Source organism: Sphingobacteriaceae bacterium (genome assembly GCA_002319075.1).
Classification (GTDB): domain Bacteria; phylum Bacteroidota; class Bacteroidia; order B-17B0; family Aurantibacillaceae; genus Aurantibacillus.
The window spans coordinates 1058382-1075504 of record NVQB01000001.1 but is presented as its reverse complement, the minus strand read 5'-3'; the positions used below and the strand labels follow the sequence as shown (position 1 = coordinate 1075504).

Genomic DNA, 17123 nt, shown 5'->3' with positions numbered 1-17123 from the left:
AGATCAGCTGGTTATTTTTAGCAACTTTATCTCGTAAAATAACCTCTATCGATCTTTTAATCAAACTGCTATAAATTTGACCTATTTTAAGAATAAAAAAAGCCCCATTACCAAGGGCTTTTTTATGTTGATGTTAATAAGCCCCCCCAGGATTAGAAACAATCAACTCTACACAACACTGAAGTAGAATCGCATAGGCGCTTTCACTTCAACGTTGTACTTCTGTTGTACTATATGCGTTTATTTCAGTGCGACTTCTTTTTTTACTTTGGAAGTATATTCTCTATCGTAGATGAAACAGTCTTTTTTGGTGTCAAAATAAATTAATGCAATGGGAAGGTCTAAAAATTCCTTATTCATTTTTTCAGCTTCTTCATTTTTCAAGAGTTTTGTTTCGAACGAGAAACTGAATAAGTCCTCAGGATCTGCACTTGTTTTTGTATTTACGCAAACAAGACGCGAAACGTAACCCCGTTTAGAAATTCTGATTGTATAAACTGTATTTTTTTTAAGGGCAAATTTAAAAGCCTTTTTTCCGTCTTTTAATGTTGCCCAACTTACCAGATTGTTTGCAGTGAAAAGCTCTACAAGACACGTTTTATCTTCACCATCGTTGGCGTTAGAAATTTTACCGTCAATTTCAAGACAAACATCCGGATCTGAAAAATGTTTGATGTTGCTCATAGCTTTAAAGCAGGAAATCAAAAAGAAAAAACCTAAAAGATATGTAATTATTGAATTTTTCATGATCCTTAATTTTTAGTGTAATTATTTAAATGACTGTGTTTTGTACTATGACGGTATTTGAAGGTGATGCCCCTAAAAGAAAAATGAAAATAAGGCGGCGGAACCTCCATTTTAGATGAAGCCCGGTTTAAGGAGTATGAATAAATGCCAGGGTGATGCACTATTTAGGTTTGTTCCAGATAAAGAATACTCTGTATATTTTTATTGAATGCTTGTTTTTAATAAAAATATCTTATTTTTGAGAATATCACACGTTCCTTTAATTGTTAAGCATCTCTAGTATTCCCTATTAATCCTAAGAATTTGAAAGCAACAGACATTAAAGATCCCGAGTATTTTCACAAAGTAGTAGATTGCCAGCACGCTTGTCCTGCGCACACTCCAGTTCCCCAATATATCCGATTAATTGCCGAAGGAAGGTTTTCTGATGCATATATGATCAATTGGGATTCCAATGTTTTTCCCGGAGTATTAGGGAGAACCTGCGACCGGCCATGTGAACCGGCGTGCCGGAGAGGCCGGCTTAAGGAAGAAGAGCCCGTAGCCATTTGCCGTTTAAAACGAGTAGCTGCTGATAATAAGGATGACGTAAAGCATATGATGCCCAAAGCTCCATTTAAATCTAATGGAAAAAAGGTGGCGTTAATTGGTGGTGGTCCCGCATCGCTCACTGTGGCGCGTGACCTGGCCCCTGAAGGGTATGAAGTGCATTTATTCGAACAGCAAAAACTGGGTGGCGGATTTATGCGGAGCCAGATTCCTGCTTTTCGTTTACCTGAAACTGTTTTAAATGAAGAGGTAAATTATATTCTTGATCTGGGTATTCATCAGCATTTTGATCAGTATGTGAAAAGTCTGAAAGAAATTTTAGACGCGGGTTACGATGCTGTTTTTATTGGAACAGGAGCACCGCGTGGCAGAGATCTTGATTTACCCGGACGAAAAGAAGGAGCGAAAAACATACACATTGGAATTAATTGGTTAGGTTCTGTTGCCTTCGAGCATACAAAGAGTATTGGCAAAAACGTAATAGTGCTTGGTGGTGGGAATACGGCGATGGACTGCTGTCGCACAGCCCGCAGGCTTGGCGGTGAGCATGTGAAGGTATTAGTTAGAAGCCCTTTTTCGGAAATGAAAGCTTCTCCCTGGGAAAAAGAAGATGCGCAACATGAGGACATTCCTATTTTGGATAATCATGTTCCGAAATCTTTTGTGGTGGAGAATGGCGTTTTAAAAGGAATGACTTTTGAAAAAGTGAAAGCTGTGTATGAAAACAATAAGCGTAAACTTGTACCTACAGGTGAAGCAGAGGTTTTTGTAGAAGCCGACGATGTTTTAATTGCAGTGGGACAGGAGAATAGTTTTCCATGGATAGAACGGGATATGGGTGTTGAGTTTGATAAAGATGGAATGCCTGTAGTGAATGAAAAAACTTTTGCCTCTACACATCCTAAGGTTTTTTTTGGTGGTGATGCGGCTTTCGGGCCTAAAAATGTGATAACCGCTGTAGCTCATGGACACCAGGCTGCGATCTCCATGCACTTAATGTGTCAGCAAAAAAATCAGCTTACCGAACGTCCTGCTCCATATGTAAATCTTGTGAGTCAGAAAATGGGAATTCACGAATGGAGTTATGATTCTCAAGTGACAACAGATTCGCGTTATGCAGTACCTCAAGCAGACAAACAGCTGACCTTAAAAAATATTAAGAAAGAAGTTGAATTAGGATTTGATCTTCAGACGGCTTGTAACGAAGCTGAACGTTGTTTGAATTGTGATGTTCAAACTGTTTTTACAGAAACCAAATGCATTGAGTGTGATGCCTGTATGGATGTTTGCCCCACTGCCTGCATCACATTTACCGAAAATGAAGAAAACGAATCTGATTTGCGCTCTAAATTGAAAGCGCCGGCACTACAACTCGATCAGGATCTGTATGTTTCGGGAACATTGCCTACAAAACGAGTCATGGTAAAAGATGAAAACGTTTGTCTGCACTGCGGATTGTGTGCAGAGCGTTGTCCGACAGCTGCGTGGGACATGCAGAAATTTTTCTATAACGTAAGTAAAGTGGGAGGTACGAATGTCATCAAGCACTAAATCAACCGGCAGCAATGGGTCTGCAATTAAAAACAGCGGAATAAATAATTTTGTTGTGCGTTTTGCAAATGTAAATGGCACAGGATCTGCAAGTGCGAATCATTTATTTACGAAGGCTATTTTCAGGATGGGAATTCCTGTAACACCAAAAAATATTTTTCCTTCCAATATACAAGGATTACCAACATGGTACGAAGTACGTGTAAGTGAGAAAGGTTATCTTGGTCGCCGCGAAGGGATTGATCTGCTTGTAGCGGTGAATCCTCAGAGTATGAAGGCTGATATTGCTTCGGTAAGGCCCGGAGGATATTTATTATATGATAGCTCTAAAAAATTAAACGAGGAGTATCTGCGCTCTGATATACACTACATAGGGATTCCTTTAATGGATATGTGTAATGAAAATTATTCAGATCCCCGGCAACGTCAATTATTTAAAAACATTATTTATGTTGGCGCTTTAGCAGCGCTTTTCGCTATTGAATTTGAAGTGCTCGAAGGCTTGCTGGCAGACCAGTTCAAAGGAAAAGAAAAATTGATTCCCGCCAACGTTAAAGCCTTACAACTAGGTGGAGATTATATTCGTGAGAATTTTAAATATCCCTTAGACATGCGTGTAGAGCGAAGGGAGTTATTAAAAGATTCAATTTTAATGGATGGAAATTCTGCGTGTGGATTAGGAGCCGTGTATGGCGGCGCGAGTGTAGCTGCCTGGTATCCTATAACTCCTTCTACATCTGTAGTTGAAGCATTTATGGATTATTCGGCCACCTTGCGTTTAGATAAAGAGACAGGGAAAAGAAAAGTGGCCATTGTTCAGGCGGAAGATGAATTAGCCGCAATAGGCATGGTTATTGGTGCCGGCTGGAATGGGGCAAGATCATTTACTGCCACCAGCGGTCCTGGTGTTTCGTTAATGAATGAATTTCTGGGACTGGCTTATTTCGCCGAAATTCCCGCTGTACTTATTGATGTGCAACGCACCGGACCCTCCACCGGAATGCCAACGCGCACACAGCAATCGGATGTAATGGAGGCTGCCTATGCTTCGCATGGGGATACTAAACATGTTTTACTGTTTCCTTCCACGCCTAAGGAGTGCTTTGACATGACAGCTGATGCTTTTGATCTGGCGGAAGAACTGCAAACGCCAATCATTGTGATGACCGATTTAGATTTAGGAATGAATGACCATATTTCTGCCCCCTTGCAGTGGGATGATAAACGCGAATACAAAAGAGGTAAAGTGTTAAACGCGGAGCAGCTTGAAAAAATTGAGCGCTTCGGGCGGTATAAAGACGTGGACAACGATGGAATACCTTACCGTACTTATCCGGGCACACATCCTACCAAAGGGTCGTATTTTACGCGCGGTACATCGCGTGATGAATATGCAGTTTATACGGAAGACGGAAATGCTTACAAAAAAAACATGGACCGTCTCATGAAAAAATGGGAGACTTCTAAGACTATGGTTCATAAGCCAGAACTTTACCAGGAAAAAAATAGTTCTGAAAATGGAGTCCTGTTTTTTGGTACTTCTGCCTATTCGGTGGAAGAAGCAATGGATGACTTAAAATTGCAGGGAATAACTTTGGACGCATTACGCATACGTTCTTTTCCTTTTAATAAAACAGTAGAAGAATTTATTACTTCACATAAAAAAGTTTTTGTGATCGAGCAGAACCGTGACGCACAAATGAAAAGCATTATAAGCATCGAATTGCAAGTAGACCCGAACAAACTAATTTCCATTTTAAATTATGATGGCCTTCCTATAACAGCCCATCACATTGCACTTGAGATCGTAAAGAATTTGTTCACTAATAAAAAAGTAAAATAGATTTATGAGCTACGTACGCCCTAAATTCCGTCACCCAGCCTTACCCACCAATAAACTCGGTTATACTGTTGATTACTATGAAGGTTCGCTATCTACACTCTGTGCAGGTTGCGGACATGATTCTATCAGCGCTTCGGTTATTCAGGCCGCTTTTGAATTAAACATTGAGCCACATCGTCTCGCGAAATTATCAGGCATTGGTTGCTCTTCGAAAACTCCTGCTTATTTTTTAAGTAATTCACATGGTTTTAATTCGGTACATGGAAGAATGCCTTCTGTTGCGACGGGGGCGAATCTTGCTAACCGAGATTTGATTTATTTCGGTGTTTCGGGCGACGGAGATACTGCCAGCATTGGTATGGGACAGTTTGTACATGTGGTACGAAGAAATCTCAATATGGTGTATGTGGTTATGAATAATGGGTGTTATGGTTTAACAAAAGGACAGGATTCTGCAACAGCCGATCTGGGTTCGAAAAATAAAAGTGGACAGGTAAATCCTTTTGAGTCTATAGATCTTGCAAGTCTTGCCATAGAGCTAGGCGCTACTTTTGTAGCACAAAGTTTTTCCGGTGATAAAGCGCAATTAATTCCTTTAATGAAGGCTGCAATAATGCATCCTGGTTTTGCATTTATAAATGTGATTTCCCCTTGCGTAACCTTTAATAACAATGTTGGATCTACAAAATCTTACGACTATGTAAGAGAACATGTGGAAGCTACTGCTACCATCGATTTTGTTCCAGAGATGAAAGAGATCACCGCTAATTACAAGGAAGGGAGTGTAGAAAAAGTAAAAATGCATGATGGTTCTTTTATCCAATTAAATAAATTAGCGAAAGACTGGGATCCTTTAGATAAACGTTCTGCGGTGAACGCCATGATGAATGCAAAGGAAAAAGGTGAAATTCTTACCGGCCTTTTATATATGAATCCTGAAACAAAAGATCTGCATCACACGATTAACTCTACTGAAAAACCTTTGAATACGCTCTCTGCCAAAGATCTTTGCCCGGGCTCGGAAATGTTGAAGGACATTAATGCGGAATTCAGGTAACACCTAAAGCATTAAAGCGTTTCTTGAATAATAACATGGTTTTTAGCGATCCCCATTTATTTTGTAGATTTAGCGCTATTATTCCCCTGTCTTCATGATGTCTAAGGTGTATTTATTCTTGTTCTTTTGTTTGTCTGCTTCATTTGGCTTAGCACAACAGGGTGATTCTATTGTAAAAAAAGGAGACCTTACTTTTAAAGACCAGGAAGAAAGAACCATTTTTTTTCAATCAACTGCAGGAAGTACGCGTTATCTTGAACTTTTACTTTTAAGTCCTCAAACGTACAACGACGTTAAATTATCGACTGTTTCTCTGAGAATAAAAATTTGTGTGGATGAACTACGGGAAGCTATTAAAGGTAAGAGTGAAGAAAAACAGGTGAAATATATCCATCAATATGTGCACCGGAAATTCTTTACAAAGTACGAATACAAAAATAGTTTTTGCGATATTTTTAATAACGGATATTACAATTGCGTATCCTCAACGGCGCTCTATGCGCTTATTTTTACAGATCTCGGAATTCCTTTCCAGATCATGGAAAAGCCAAGTCATGTTTTTTTGATTGCCTATCCGCAGAGTTATAAAATTTTTGTAGAGACTACCAGCGAGGAAAAAGGATACATGCGTTTTAGTGATAGTTTTGTGAAAAATTATGTAGACTATTTATATGCCGTTCATGTTATTCCACAAGAGGATTACGATTTAAGGCCCGCCTCAGAACTCTTCGAAAAATATTTTTACTCGTCTACGCCTGTGTCTATGCGCAGTCTGGTAGGTATGCAGTATTCCAATTACAGTTTATATTCTGCAGATGATCATATATTCACGGTAGCAGCCAGGGAAATGAAAAAAGCCTGTTATTTAGATGATTGCCCGCGCAACCGGCACCTTTTAAAGTACATGCTCGCCATGGAGGTACGAAGCAATAATTACAATGAACAAAATTATGTACAGGATTTTGCAATTTTATGTCGCTTGAATGCGCTTGATAATGTAGATATCACTGATCAAAATATACGAGATGAGTTTCAGCGGTTAACGCAGCATCAACTTATTGATCGCTCTGATTACGGAAAATATGAAGCATCTTTTAATATCATCCACAAGTCGTTAAAAGATTCTGGTTTAAAGAACGACATTGCTTTTAGTTACCATTACAATCTTGCACGTGTAGCGTTTATTGCTGAAAAAAGTGATAAGATTATTTATGAGCATCTGCTTGGCGCTTATACCGCAAATCCAGAACCGGCTGACCTTAGAAGTTTGATCATTGCGCAATTATCGCGAAAAGCTGAGAAGATGACGGAAGCTCAGGAAATTCTGAACCTGGCAAAAAAATTCTCTTCAGACTTTGCTTTTCTCGCAACATCTAATTGGCTAAACGGGATAAGGAGTAATTGTGTTTTACAACTGGGTTACCAGAGTTATCTTCTGGGAAATGCTGTTAAGGGAGATAATTATTTAAAAGAATTTGAATCTATAGTTGCCGATGACAAGACCGTTGAACATACACCAGCATACGTTGAAAAAGCGTATTCTGAAGGAGCGACTTTTTATTATAAGAAGGGAAATGTAAAGCGTTGTAGAGAACTTTTAAAAAAGGGACTTATCTACGCTCCTAATAGTTTTGCTTTGCAAATGCGACTCAATCAAACTTAACTAGAAATTATTTGCAGACGCCATAAATTTACTGCGCTTTACAATCTGATTTCCCAATGCAGTTTTACGAAAAACAGCAATGTGCACTTCTTCCATCACGAAGCCGCCTTTACTGATGTAGTAGTCTGTGATATGACTGTTGCCATTTTTTTCGAGACGGCGAATAGTCACAATTTTTTTAGAAATCTGGGGTGACTGTATTTCATAGACACAATCGTCTGGTTGAGGATTGTCCAGCGTTATGTAGTAAGTTAGTTTATTTTCGAGTAACACTAAATTTTTCTCAGTAACGTGAATACTAAAATCATTATGTATTTCTTTTCCTTTTTCATCCCATTCCTGTGCGTTCTCTGATTCCAAGCCATCTTCGAAATACGTAATAGACTTTGGCTTGCCGTTAGGATAATAGGATTCCTGTCGACCCTGTTTCTTTCCCTGAAAATAGTTATTGCGGGTTAGCAGGCGAATGGTTCTGTAACTGTATTCTTCGGCCTTGCCATCCAGTAGTCCGTTCTTAAAAGTAACATTCCAGTATTCGCGCCCCTGCTTATTAAATTTTTTCCAGCAACCTGTTTTGCCACCATTTTTAAAAATTTGCAGACTACCGAGCACGCCGTTTTCGAAGAAGAAGAAAGAAGTGTCAGTAAGCGTATCGTTTCGGTAATGCTGAATGGTTTTTGGATTTCCATTTCTGTAAAATTCTTTAAAGGCGCCTGATTTTTTACCGTCTTTATATTCTATAGATTGTTTTATGAGATCGCTATTTGGAAAGTATATGATTTTAAGATCTTCGTCTTCGAAAAGAGTTTCGCAGGAAAAACATATAAAAGAAAATAGAAAGACAATTAGAAGCCTGATCATATTTGGGTTATTACTGGCCGACAATTTACATTTTTTTTCCAAGCCGGGCGCCAAATTTGGGGCAGATCCTCTTGTGATTTTTTCACGTTTATATTCTGCCTGTAATGTTATTTTTGTGAAGATCAACATTAAAATTATGGCAGAACTTTTCACACCGGTACAAATAAAATCAATCACTATTAAAAACAGACTGGTAGTTTCACCTATGTGTCAATACTCCAGCCTGGATGGTTTTGCCGGTGAATGGCACCTCGTGCATTTGGGAAGCAGAGCAGTTGGAGGAGCGGGGTTGGTTTTTACGGAAGCCACGGCGGTTGTTCCGGAAGGAAGAATATCTCCTTCTGATCTCGGTATCTGGAAAGACGAACACATAGAACATTTAAAACGCATTACCACTTTTGTAGAAACCCACGGCGCCGTTCCGGGCATTCAGCTTGCGCATGCAGGCCGTAAATCCAGCATGGAATCGCCCTTTAAAGGTGGCCAGGCTATTGGAATGAACGATGGTGGTTGGGAGACGGTTGCTCCGAGTGCGATTGCTTTTAAAGAAGGTGATCCTATTCCAAAAGAATTAACGAAGGTTGAAATTAAGACTTTGGTAAAGCGGTTTAAAGATGGGGCAGAACGCGCACTGAAAGCCGGTTTTAAAATCGTTGAACTACATGGGGCCCATGGGTATTTAATTCACGAATTTTTATCGCCGCTTAGCAATACCCGCACCGATAATTATGGTGGAAGTTTTGAGAATCGTACGCGCTTTTTAAGAGAGCTGGTAGAAGCTGTCCGCACGGTATGGCCTACTGAACTTCCTTTATTTGTGCGCCTTTCTGCTACAGAATATGCAGAGGGCGGCTGGACTGAAAAGGATTCTATTGAACTGGCAAAAGTTTTAAAAGAACTGGATGTTGATCTTATAGATTGTTCTACCGGTGGAAATGTACATGGTGTAAAAATAGAATTAAAACCAATGTATCAAACCGATCTCGCAGAAAGTATTCGGAAAAATAGTGAGATAAGGACCGGTGCTGTGGGACTTATTACGACTGCGCAGGAAGCGGAGTCTATCATTGTTGACAATCGCGCGGATCTGGTATTTATGGCTCGCGAATTGTTACGTGACCCTTATTTTCCCTTGCATGCTGCTCACGAACTTGGGCAGGATGTCGACTGGCCCGATCAATACGTGAGAGCAAAAAAGAAATTACGTTAAAGGCTGAAGGGTCCTGGATTCTGAATGAAAAAAGTATTAGCTTTAAAAAAAAGATAAGCAAGTATATGATCAGGTCGCGTTTAAAAAAGTTACTTTTTTTAGGAAAGCGCATTGGATTTTATCTTCCGTTTACACTCTATTTTCTTTTATTTGCTTTGGCCGCTTTTCTTGGTTATCGCTGGTTGCATCGGGCTTCTGAAATACCTGATTCGTCTTACAAAGATATTTTTAAGCTTTTATTGTCGCTTGCTTTATTTGTTGGATCTTTTATTCTTTGCCTGGGAATGCTTTCTGTAAGTGTGGCTTTTGTGTATTTTAAGTTGCAGCAACGGCGGCGTGGAATTCTAGTACGTCTTACCACCACTTCTACAGAAGACGGGAGCAAACAAAAAGTTTCTATCTACATTCATCCCATTTTACAACCATTGCTGGGTTACATTCGCATTCGTTTAAATTATGATGAAACGCGTTACTCTAAAAAATTTGATCTTGTAAAACTAGGCAAGGGCAAAATTATTAATACAGCACTCGATGGTGTTTATTCCTGGGACCTTCCCGAGATTCGTGAATACCGTATTGAAAAAGTAATTGTTTATTTCGAAGATTTTTTTCAGTTCTTTTCTTTCGCCACTCCTTTATTGGCTAATAATTCTTTTTATACACCTCCGAAAGTTCAGGAAATAAAAAGTGTCCATGCCTTTCCTCGCAAGACAGAAGAGCAGACTACCCGTATAGAGGAGCTTAAAAAAGTAGAAGGCGAGTACATCAATTATAAAAACTTCGAGAACAGTGATGACGTAAGAAGGATTGTGTGGAAGATTTACGCTAAGAATAAAGAGCTTGTTGTGAGAATACCAGAGGTTTTGGATCCCTACGCTTCACACATATATTTTTATCCTTCATTTTTTTCTTCTTTCGATGTTCGGGGGAATGAAGTAATTGAAGTGCCATTCCTGAATTATTATAAAACCATGTGTTGGTCACTTTACCAGCAGTTTGAGAGAAAAGGTTTTGAGGTGCGCTATGTCTCTGACCAGCCGATTCCCCAGTCTGCTAACAGTAATGATGACAGAACAAAATATGCTATAACACTGTCTTCCTGGCAAACTGAAACGCAACTCAAAAGTTTTTTTGATCCAAAAGATGCTGCCGTTGTTTTGCTTTCTTCTTTAAGTGAGGTGGAGCAGGTGAAAGAACTGGTAGATAGATACGGGCACAACGTTTCGTTTGTATTTGTTCCCTTAACGGAAAGTTTGAACGATCTTGATTTTACACATTGGTTGCAGTGGATCTTTATTCAGCAGGAAACTGATAAAACGGCAACCTATAGAAGTTCGTGGAATTTGTCTAAGTTGAGATTTAAAATTGAGCAGAATGAAAAAGAACTTAAGTTACTTTTAAAAGATCATCAGCAACTCGTTATCAACTAAATGGCGATAGGAAAACTACATAGTGTAAAAAAAGTTGTAGCGCAGTTATTCTTACTTGCTCTTCCCACAGCGGCTTTGGTATTTTATTTACTCTGGCGTCTGAATTTATTTTATTCTATTCTCGAGAATCATTGGGTTAAGCAAGGGCTGTATTTTTTCGCCGGAGTGGTTTTGTCTATTATCTTTTATGCTTTTCGTTTTCGGTTTTGGGCAACGGCCGGACTTCTGTTTATACTTCAATACATTGTCTATAAATCATTGGGAAGTATTAATGTCAGTGAGTTTGACTCCTTTTATGTCTCCATACAATTTTTAGTTTTCTCTATTTTGTTTTGTTGCGGATGGCTTGTTGGGTTTGGTTTTAGCCGCTCCAAATATTTTACGGTTTGCTGGGCTGTGCTGCTTTTGGTTATACAAATTGTAGTTGTAAGTAAAACAACCGACGTTCATGTTACAGCACTTATAAACGCATTTGTTCCATTTTTGACTTATGCTTTTTATATAATCTACACTTCAGAACTCATTCGGAATATGAATGAAGAGGAAGAGCGTTTTGGGTTGTTTATCGGTAAACGCCTGGTTGGATTTGCAGTTTTTTTTCTGGTATTGTTTTTGGTGCTCTTGAATGTTTTTAGAAATGAGTTTAATGCCATTGAAAAAGAGTGGGGTGGTGGTTCCAAATCCGGGGGTGGCAAAGGCACGGAAAAAAATGAATCCATGACTCAGAAAGATGAAGGCGGTGGGGTGAAGAATAAAGATCAGTCAAAACTAGCCGGTTCTCTCAATAAAGATAAGGACCTCGTTTTTGTAGCACGTCTTGATAATTTTTTAAGCGACGGAAAAACTCCAAATCCCCTTTATTTTACTGCTTTTTATTACACGAAATTTGACACAGCTACGCAGACTTTCGAAACAGATAAAAATATTCCGTACAACGATTTATTTGATCCCGATCCATCACAAATTCCGCTGTATTTTAAAAAGACCGATCAAAAAGTAATTGAAAATTCTTTAGCAATACGCAATCGCAAAATTGTTACAGCTGAAATTTATAATGTGAGTTTATCTTCTACTGAATTTCTTGCGCCATCTACTTCTTTCTTTTGCCAACCTATTTCTGTTCCGAAAGAACAAAAACAAACCTACAGAAGTGCCTATCAGGCAAAGATGTGGGTGAGTGAATTAAACAGCGCTTATTTTATTTACAATCCGGCAGGAAATGTTCAGCTTGAAGATTTTCAGCAACAACGTTTCGAATTGCTTCGGGAAGTAACCGAGATCAAAGGTCCGGATGAGGCGTTTATGAACTATTACACTTACATGCCAAAAGATGCAGAGTATCGTAAAATCGGGGAGCTGGCAAAAAATCTTACAAAAAATGCCAGAACTCCTATCGATAAGATTTTAGCTTTAAGAGATTATTTTACAAGCAAAAATGAATTCGGTCAACCTTTGTTTAAGTACTCTGATAATCCTGGCGTACCCGGTTTACCAAGCGCTAACAAGCTTACATATTTTTTATTAGAGAACCGTAAAGGATATTGTGCTTATTTTGCAGGCGCAACTTTATTTATGTTGCGTTCTTTAGGAATTCCATCCCGTGTGGCAGTTGGCTTTTCTACAACTGACAGGAGTAATAAAAACCCCGGTTGGTATTGGTTTTACAGAGATCAGGCGCACGCCTGGGTACAAGTATATTTCAACGAATTTGGTTGGATTGATTTCGATACAACCATTCCGGATGTTAATACACAACAGGCTTCACAACCTGATGGCACACCTCCGGAAAATGTGATGAAGACTTTTTTGGTGGCAGATGGACAGATTAAATTTGTGGATCAAAAGCAAAAAAGACTGACAATGAGTGTTGAAAAGCTTCTTTACCATGATACAGATTATACAAGTAAAGGAACAGATCTTTTAGCAGACATCTCTTTAGCTACTATAACCAGTGACACAGGAATAACAAATTTTAGTGCCTTGAAGGAAGGTATGCATGTTACCGCTGTTTCACACGCGGAAGTATTGAAAACGATTTATGCTTTAAAAAATGATAACGTGGATGGTATTGTGAAAAAACTTCCGGTGCCTGTGCCTATTGATGAGATTAAAATCATGACAAAGGATCCCACCAGGAAGCAAAAGGAAAATGGGAAGACGGAAATTAACACGGATGTTGACTGGATCAAAGTTCTTTGGATTACCTTAATATCCCTTGTGAGTTTAGTGCTTATATTATTTCTTCTCCCCTGGAGTATTTGGATGTATATGGATAATAGAGCTAGATCTGAAAAAGATGGCAGTGGCTACGCCCGCTATACCGCGTGCTTATACTATTTGAATCAACTTGGCATAGAGGCTGATCCTCTGCGGCCAAACGATTATTTAAAATCGGTAGATGCAAAATTTTCAACTCAATTTTTTGATTTTAACGCGGTTTATCAGAAAATGAAATACAGCTCTTTCCCTTTAACGGTAGAAGAACAAAGAGTCCTTAGGAATTTCTACCAACCTTTTATAAGTAAGGTAAAAGAGCAAGTTCCTTTTAAAACACGTTTTGGTAAATTTTTAAACTTAACAGCAACGCTACATTTTTTTTCAAAATCTAAATAGAATTACTATGGAAGAGCAAACACTGCAAATGGAAAGAGCAATGGCAAGTATTCAAAAACTGGTCGTTAATATAGAATCTGTAATTCGTGGTAAACGTCCACAAATAGAATATATTATTACCGCATTGCTCGCTAAAGGACACATTTTAATGGAGGATAATCCAGGCACGGGAAAAACGGTGATGGCAAAAATCCTGGCTAAAAGTATTTCCGGTAGAGCAGGAGTGAGTGTATCTGATTTTAAACGTATTCAATTTACGCCCGATCTTTTGCCAATGGACTTAATTGGTTCGCATATTTTCGACGATGTAAAAAAAGAGTTTATTTTCAAGAAGGGACCGCTGTTTTGTAATGTTTTGTTGGCTGATGAAATAAACCGTGCTTCGCCCAAAGTGCAATCAGCTTTGCTCGAATGTATGGCTGAACATCAAATTACTATGGGGGACATAACTTATCCGCTTGAGAAATTGTTTTTTACCATTGCTACACAGAATCCTGTGGAGATGGAAGGAACTTATCCTTTGCCAGCAGCACAATTAGACCGTTTTTTTATTAAGATTTATTTTGGCTATGTGGATGAAGCTACCGAGCTTGAAATTTATAAAGATTACTTAGGTATACAAAGTAATATTGAGAATGTGAAACAGGCTTTAAATATGGAAGACATTTTATTTCTTCAGCAGGAGGCAGAAAAAGTTTTCATTCATGAAGAACTTGTGAGCAGTGTAAGAAACATTGTAAGCGCTACCCGCAAGCATCCCGATATTGTGCTTGGAGCATCTACAAGAAGTGGAATTACTTTTTTAAAATGTCTGAAAGCTTTTGCGATGGTAAACGGAAGAAGTTTTGTAACAGAAGATGACCTGCGAATAACAAACGCAGTAATAGATCACCGGTTAATATACAGGAACAAAGAAGCGAAACAAAAAGCATTGAGTGGTATCCTGGTTAAAGAGATGGACCGTTTGCGGAAATTAAATATTACTACTGCCAAGAATGTTATCTAGTCTTTTTTTATATATAAGATTAAATTACTCAGCAACTTTGTTTGTTGTTTTCGCGTGCCTTTTCGTCAACGACCTAAGGGCTCAAAATACTGCGGCGGCCCGCTACGAGATTAACGCTAAACGCACAGGGGTGTCAACTAACGATAAAGATGCTTTGCCCAGAAGTCGTGAATTTATTCGCCTGGACAGTACGTATTATGTAGGATATTATTATGAAGGGATGTATAAATATAACCGTAGTGCAGATTATCTGGGTTATAGTTATGCGGTGGTTCCTTTAGAAAAAGCCCTGGATCTCATGGAGAAAGACTACGGTGATAATCTTATGAGGATATTTTCTTCTGTTGGATATTACAGCCAAAATCTTCAGCTCTTCGACGATTTTCATCAGTTGGTTTATGTTTTAGGAAGATGTTATAATAATCTCGAAATGCCTGAAAAAACGATGGCCTTATTAGATCGCATTGACCATTATAATTTGCAGAAGGATTATGTGAGCACCAATAGCGACCGGGCATGGATCGTTCATCGTAACCGGTTTTATAATTCTAAAAAATACCCTTTTTTAAAAAATAGTCTGGAGGAAAACGAGGCATTAGCTTTTCAATACTGCTATTTGCAGATCGAAAAAATAAAAAAGAACCAAACGCTTAATGAGATGTGGTTTGGTCCTGGACAAGAACAGCAAGACCTTCTTACCGTTTACCATTACCTCGCGATCTTACATAATTACAATCAGAATTACGATAGCAGTGAATATTATTACAAACTTTTAATCGAAGGCGGGAGAGTTTCGTGGGGTAACTATGCAAATATGAAACATGAAACTGCGCATTTTGAAGAGTCGGTTTTCTATTACCAAAAATATGATTACCAGGGCGCTTTCGCACTGAGCGAGCCAGATTATTATTTACCCATGCTTTTCATTTATGGAGGGCAGACTAAAGAGGCTATTCAAATGTCTCAGAAGAAAATTGCACAAGTTGGATCTACGCCAGGATTCGGATGGTATAACATTGCCCTGGCAAGAAGTTATTTGTACGATGGTCAGCTTGACAGTAGCGATTTTTATTTAAACAAGGCGTCCAATTTTAAAGAGATTCATATTAATACCACACTCACGCAATCACAATACGAATTCACCATTAATTTGTTACGGGTACAATTGCTAGATAAAAAAATCGCGCTGCTTAAATTTTTTAATCCTGGTTGGTGGTATTCTCCGGGAGATCTTTTTGCGATGATCGGTTTAAAGGTGGAGAAGTTGATGCTGGAATATGCTTTGGCTAATGCAATGGCATATAATCCTGAACGTAAGCGCATTATTTATGATTTGTTCTGTGCTGAGACAACAGTGTCTTTTGATGAAAGTTTTTATCTCCTGAAAAATTTTAATCCGGCATATTTTACAAGAATGTACGAAGAGTATCCTTCTAAGGATAACAGAGAAAAAGTCTACCGCTATTTTGATTTGTTTGTAGCTAAATTTAATTATGAAAATGACGAGCCTGCAAAGGCTGAGGCGGTTTGCAGGAAACTATTGGACAATGTAATTGCGCAGCCTTCTAGCGAAGTTCTACCTAACGGCTTTGAATACGAACGTGAAAAATTATTTTTAGCGAGAGTACTGGAAATTCTGGCGCTTCAAAATGAAACGGAAGAAAATCGTGTTTTTCAAAACCGGCTCTTTGATGAATTTCCTCAACTAATACCTTTTTCTGGAATACAGATGCATATAAATTTAAAAACAGGCGGGGAAGAAAGTGAAATAATTAAATCTGTAATCGAAGATCTTAAAGCGTGTGATATCGATTTTGCAGACGATGTAAATGCACCTCAGGCCAGCATTCAATTCAGTCACAAAGGCGACTCTTACCAGGCAATTATAAATGTCGTTGGAACGGATGGTAAAGTTCTGGTTAAGGATGAACAAATTGTTTTTAAAACCGCTGAGAATGTGGGGAAAGAACTCGCATTGCGTTTATTTGGAAAAGGGGGAGCGGTTTCTTTGGATCAGGCTCCTCAAAGCCTGGTTACGAAAAAATAGTTGCTGCAAATTTAAAAGTGGGGGCTGGCATATGTTTTCGGGTATACAGAATGTATTTAAAACTAAAATCATGGAAAAATCAAAAGTAATTCCTCACAATTATCACAGCATTGTTGCTTATTTAAATATAAAAGGTGCTGATAAAGCTATAGAGTATTATAAAAAAGCATTCGGGGCAAAAGAAAAAGGGCGTCTAATGATGGGTGATAAAGTTGGTCATGCAGAACTGGAAATAGGGGACTCTATTATTATGGTGGCAGAAGAGATGGCTGATTGGGGCAACAAGAGTCCACAGTCTCTGGGAGGATCTCCTGTTGGAATTTGTTTATACGTTGATGATGTAGATGCAGTGTTTAAAAAAGCTGTTGATGCTGGAGGAAAAGTGGAGAATGGTATGGAAGTAAAGGATCAGTTTTACGGAGATCGCTCAGGGAATTTGATAGATCCCTTCGGACACAAATGGGTAGTATGTACACACATTGAAGATGTGTCTTATGATGAGATGCAAAAACGTATGGACAAAATGATGTCGGAACAAAAATAACT

Annotated in this window: 12 protein-coding genes; 10 read left to right on the top strand and 2 right to left on the bottom strand. The window is 38.7% G+C overall.

What is annotated here, in order from left to right; genetic code table 11:
- Positions 1-240: 240 nt before the first annotated feature.
- Entirely contained in the window at positions 241-747 is a 507-nt protein-coding gene (locus CNR22_04885) for a hypothetical protein (protein PBQ31125.1), read from the bottom strand.
- Positions 748-1050: 303 nt separating this feature from the next.
- On the opposite strand from CNR22_04885, the gene CNR22_04880 reads away from it, so the two are divergent.
- The 4 genes from CNR22_04880 to CNR22_04865 all read left to right on the top strand — a co-directional run bounded on the left by CNR22_04880 (position 1051) and on the right by CNR22_04865 (position 7410).
- Positions 1051-2847, top strand: a complete 1797-nt coding sequence (locus CNR22_04880) for a glutamate synthase (GenBank protein PBQ31124.1) — start codon at positions 1051-1053, stop codon at positions 2845-2847.
- A complete protein-coding gene (locus CNR22_04875; GenBank protein ID PBQ31123.1) occupies positions 2831-4690 on the top strand; it encodes a ferredoxin oxidoreductase in 1860 nt (619 codons plus the stop codon). Before CNR22_04880 ends, CNR22_04875 begins: the two co-directional genes overlap by 17 nt.
- 4 nt (positions 4691-4694) lie before the next feature.
- Positions 4695-5747, top strand: coding sequence for a 2-oxoglutarate ferredoxin oxidoreductase subunit beta (locus CNR22_04870; GenBank protein PBQ31122.1), 1053 nt, complete (start codon positions 4695-4697; stop codon positions 5745-5747).
- A gap of 130 nt (positions 5748-5877) precedes the next feature.
- Positions 5878-7410, top strand: coding sequence for a hypothetical protein (locus CNR22_04865; protein PBQ31121.1), 1533 nt, complete (start codon positions 5878-5880; stop codon positions 7408-7410).
- Here CNR22_04865 and CNR22_04860 read toward each other — a convergent pair whose 3' ends face one another.
- Complete coding sequence (locus CNR22_04860) at positions 7411-8400, bottom strand: hypothetical protein (GenBank protein PBQ31120.1); 990 nt, start codon at positions 8398-8400, stop codon at positions 7411-7413.
- Positions 8401-8407: 7 nt separating this feature from the next.
- Between CNR22_04860 and CNR22_04855 the strand changes: the two genes are divergently transcribed.
- The 6 genes from CNR22_04855 (at position 8408) to CNR22_04830 (ending at position 17121) form a co-directional block, all read left to right on the top strand.
- On the top strand, positions 8408-9481 hold the full coding sequence (locus CNR22_04855) for an NADPH dehydrogenase NamA (protein PBQ31119.1): 1074 nt from the start codon (positions 8408-8410) through the stop codon (positions 9479-9481).
- A 65-nt stretch (positions 9482-9546) separates the two neighbouring features.
- Positions 9547-10911 (top strand): hypothetical protein, encoded by a 1365-nt coding sequence (locus CNR22_04850; GenBank protein ID PBQ31118.1) that lies wholly within the window; start codon positions 9547-9549, stop codon positions 10909-10911.
- Positions 10912-13524: a hypothetical protein gene (locus CNR22_04845; protein ID PBQ31117.1), complete on the top strand. Its 2613-nt coding sequence runs from the start codon at positions 10912-10914 to the stop codon at positions 13522-13524.
- A 7-nt stretch (positions 13525-13531) separates the two neighbouring features.
- On the top strand, positions 13532-14530 hold the full coding sequence (locus CNR22_04840) for a hypothetical protein (GenBank protein ID PBQ31116.1): 999 nt from the start codon (positions 13532-13534) through the stop codon (positions 14528-14530).
- Positions 14520-16577 carry a hypothetical protein gene (locus CNR22_04835; GenBank protein ID PBQ31115.1) on the top strand — a complete coding sequence of 686 codons (2058 nt, stop codon included), beginning with the start codon at positions 14520-14522 and terminating at the stop codon, positions 16575-16577. Before CNR22_04840 ends, CNR22_04835 begins: the two co-directional genes overlap by 11 nt.
- A 70-nt stretch (positions 16578-16647) precedes the next feature.
- Positions 16648-17121 (top strand): glyoxalase, encoded by a 474-nt coding sequence (locus CNR22_04830; protein ID PBQ34822.1) that lies wholly within the window; start codon positions 16648-16650, stop codon positions 17119-17121.
- Positions 17122-17123 lie beyond the last annotated feature (2 nt).